The 3,914-nt window shown below is 39.2% G+C and carries 3 protein-coding genes and 2 pseudogenes; 3 read left to right on the top strand and 2 right to left on the bottom strand.

The features are described from left to right. Positions 1–61, bottom strand: a 61-nt coding sequence (locus BHE89_RS27030) for a helix-turn-helix domain-containing protein (protein ID WP_353615097.1), incomplete at its 3' end; no start/stop codon positions are given. Between the two features lie 56 nt (positions 62–117). Between BHE89_RS27030 and tnpA the strand changes: the two are divergent. The 3 genes and pseudogenes from tnpA (at position 118) to ybaK (ending at position 2,022) form a co-directional block, all read left to right on the top strand. Then, a pseudogene (gene tnpA, locus BHE89_RS11590) lies at positions 118–544 on the top strand (IS200/IS605 family transposase). Positions 545–697: 153 nt separating this feature from the next. Further along, positions 698–1,507 carry a TraB/GumN family protein gene (locus tag BHE89_RS11585; RefSeq protein WP_069367343.1) on the top strand — a complete coding sequence of 270 codons (810 nt, stop codon included), beginning with the start codon at positions 698–700 and terminating at the stop codon, positions 1,505–1,507. A 34-nt stretch (positions 1,508–1,541) separates the two neighbouring features. Further along, positions 1,542–2,022 (top strand): annotated as a pseudogene (gene ybaK / locus BHE89_RS11580) (Cys-tRNA(Pro)/Cys-tRNA(Cys) deacylase YbaK). A gap of 121 nt (positions 2,023–2,143) precedes the next feature. On the opposite strand, the gene ushA reads toward ybaK, so the two are convergent. Further along, a complete protein-coding gene (gene ushA, locus BHE89_RS11575; protein ID WP_069367341.1) occupies positions 2,144–3,808 on the bottom strand; it encodes a bifunctional UDP-sugar hydrolase/5'-nucleotidase UshA in 1,665 nt (554 codons plus the stop codon). Positions 3,809–3,914: the final 106 nt, after the last annotated feature.

Here is a 3,914-nt window from a genome sequence, read left to right as displayed (position 1 = left end):
CGTTGAGATATTCAGCCTGTTCTGGTGTTGGGTAGATGCGTACTTTTGTTGCTCTTAACATCATCAGCGCTCATTGATATAATGTTTTTATTTTAACATATTAGGGCAATATATCAATTGAGTAATCATGATGATTTACTGGCGGGATCCCTCAGAAAGCGGCACAGTGTCAGTAAACTGGTCGTGCCTCTGATCTTTACGACAAAGTATCGACGTAAGCTATTTGACGGACAGATGATCGCTCAACTGCGTGATGCATTTGACTCCGCTACGGCAAAACTTGAATGCGAAATTATTGAGATGGACGGAGAGCCTGACCATGTGCATCTGCTGGTTGCTTACCCGCCAAAACTGACGGTCAGTGTGATGGTCAACAATCTGAAATCAGTATCGTCGCGCCTGCTGCGCCAGCAAAACACACATTTACGGACGCAAAGTAAAACGGGGACTTTTGTGGTCAAGGTCGTACTTTGTCTGTAGCACCGGAGGGGCAACGATTGAAACACTCAGAGCCTACGTTCAGAGCCAGTCAACGCTTGATTGATCTTTAAAGCCCTGCGGGCTTTATATCCCCGCCCGCACTGGGCGAGGGTTTACGGCGTTTTTAGCTAAGTAAATACTTGGTTTTCACTGTTTCATTCAATTAGAAATCCGTTATGCTGAGACTTAGTGACCGACACTAAAAGGAGCAGATAAAATGACGGGTATTTTTCAAAAAATCAAACATTGGGTAGGAATAAAAAATACGGTCCATTACCCTTACCCCGCTATTGATATTACGCTACCTAATCATGTTTCTTTACACCTTGTGGGGAGTATCCATATGGGGATCCCCACAATGTCACCACTTTCCAATGTACTTATCAACGAAATAAAAAATGCAGATGCGATTATAGTTGAAGCTGATATCTCGACAAACGTTCAACCTTTTGATCAAGCATCCCTTTTTAGAGAGTCACTAGAAACACGCTTAAATAGCGCTCTTTTTTCGCAAGTTACACAGCATTGTGAAGATCTATCCCTTTTTCTTTATCAACTCGACAATAAGCCACTTTGGCAAATCGCCTTAATTTTACAATCTACCCAAGCGATGCAACTTGGATTACAACCTCAATATGGTATTGATTATCAAGTTATCCAACATGCTAATGAATACGAAAAAAGCATTATTGAACTCGAAGGCATTGAGAGTCAGGTCGCATTATTATTAGATTTCCCTGATGATGGTCAGCAATTACTCGAAGACACACTAAAAAATTGGCACGAGAACGCACGTACATTGCAAATCATGATCAATTGGTGGTTAAATTATGATTGTAGAGAAAAACAACCACCTTTACCGAATACCTTTAGTAAAGCAGTATTTGATATTTTAATGGAAAGTCGTAATCAAAAATGGGTAAATATATTATCAAAATTACCCGCTGGCCGTTATGTTGTCACGGTAGGTGCCCTTCATTTATTTGGTGAAGAGAATTTGATCGATTTATTGATGCACCAAGTATAAAGATATTGTTGTGACCTTATAAATAGGAATAACTATGACTCCCGCTGTAAATTTACTGGAAAAACAAAAAATCAAATTTACCCTTCATCCTTATGAGCATGATGCTAATGTCCATAATTTTGGTGATGAAGCTGTTGAAAAATTAGGTTTAGATAATCGCCAAGTATTCAAAACGCTTCTAGTTTCTTTAAATGGTGATGCTAAAAATCTTGCTGTTGCCGTAACACCAGTTTCTGGTCAGTTAGATTTAAAACTTGTTGCTAAGTGCTTTAAGGCAAAAAAAGCAGATATGGCAGATCCTCAAATTGCACAAAAAGTCACCGGTTATTTAGTGGGGGGAATAAGCCCATTAGGCCAAAAAAAAACGTCTACCAACAGTGATTGATGAACAAGCGCTTGAATTTGACACTATCTTTGTCTCTGGTGGTAAGCGTGGCTTAGATATTGAATTATCGGCGGAAGATTTGGGATCTGTGTTAGGTGCTCAATTTGCACTTATTCGTAAAGAGTCATAATCATTAATGATTTCTTATTTTAAGGTTCATCCTCAAAATAAGAAATTAACGTGATTTAGCGCCAAAATAAAAGGCGACAATAAATGTCGCCTTTTGCTTATATAAACGTTATTGATAAGCTTTATTTTTTGTAAACAATTTCGCCTTTAGGTTCGAAATCAGCCGCTTTCAATGGAGAGTGAGATTCGATATAACCTTTTAATACTTCAGCATCAACAAAACCGGTATTCACATACGCAGGATGAGTATCAATCTTAGGATAACCATCACCACCAATACCGTTAAAGTTTAGTGTCGCCATACGGTAAGTTTTCGTTTTATCTATTGGTTTGCCAGCAATTTTAACATCGCTAACGTTACAATCTGCATCTACGGTTAAGCTAACATTGTAGAATTGTGCATAAGCACCAGAGTCTACTTTCATACATGCAACCGCCGATAAATAAGGCTCGACTTCTTCACCTTTGAAATCAACATAAACCAGTTCATTCGCGAAAGGTTGAACTTTCAGTACATCTTTGTAAGTGATATCACCAGATTCAATAGAATCACGAACACCACCACCACTCATAATTGCAAAATCTGCATTCGCACGTTCAGCTTGAGCTGATAATAATAAACGTGCCATATTGGTTTGAACAAAACGAACTTTACTACGGTCACCTTCTAATTTACCAACAACCTCACCCACTTTAACATTTAATTGCTCACCGCCTTTTTCTTGATAAGGCGTCAACAGTTTCATCATTTCAGGGTTATGAGGAATTTCTTCTGTATAGTAAACAAGTTCTGTTGTACCGTCGTCTTTCTTCACTTTCTGATTTAAGTTGATTGGGATTAATTGGTAATGTTTTAACGTGAATTCACCATTACGGAATTCAAAGTCTGCACGACCAACATATTTACCCCATTCATGAGCCTGAACAATCCATGTACCATTTTGGTTATCTGGCGCACAAGGTGTTCCCGGTACATAATCCGCTTGTTTGTAATTTTTATTCTCTTGAGACATACAAACAGGATCTTGTGAGTGACCACCCACAATCATATCAAGATAACCTTTTGGCAATGCACGTGCCATTTCCACATCACCTGGTGCATTAGAGCCGTGATTACCATCATCGTAGTGACCCATATGAGTTGCTGCGATAATAATGTCTGGTTTTTCCGTTGTACGCAGTTCTTCTACAACTTTTTTAGCCTCATCCGCCGGCTTGCGGAACTCAGTGTCTGGGAAGTTTGCTGGATTACCAATACGCACAGTATCATCCGTAGTCAAACCTAATACTGCAATTTTAACACCTTGCTTATCAAAAATGGTGTAAGGCTTAAATAAGCGCTCACCTGTGCTTTTTTGATAAATATTTGCAGATAAGAATGGGAACGTTGCCCATTTTTCTTGTTGGCGTAAAACATCTAGTGGATTATCAAATTCATGGTTACCCAGAGCCATGGCATCATAACCCACAAGATTCATACCTTTAAAATCAGGCTCTGCATCTTGTAAATCAGATTCTGGAACACCGGTATTGATATCACCACCAGATAACAACAGTACACTACCGCCTTTTTTAGCGACTTCATCACGAATGTTATCAACAACTGTTTTTTGTGCAGCTAAACCATATTCGCCACGATCGTTATGCCAAAAATGGCCATGGTGATCATTGGTATGCAAAATAGTAATTTCGTAGGTTTTATCCTTTTCCCATGCCTGAGACATCACAGGCGTCATCGCTAAAGAAACGGTCAACGCGCATGCTGATAATTTAAAAGATAAGCTCATGGTATATCCCCATGTGTGATGTCTGTTTTGTGGATTATTATGGGTTATATGGGCGTTTTAGATAGCCTGGTAGGAGGTTCGATTGCGAACACTGCACATTTTGCAG

Source organism: Shigella sp. FC1967 (assembly GCF_001743005.1).
GTDB lineage: Bacteria > Pseudomonadota > Gammaproteobacteria > Enterobacterales > Enterobacteriaceae > Proteus.
Note: the sequence above shows the minus strand (reverse complement) of the source record. Positions and strands in the feature narration are given on the sequence as shown.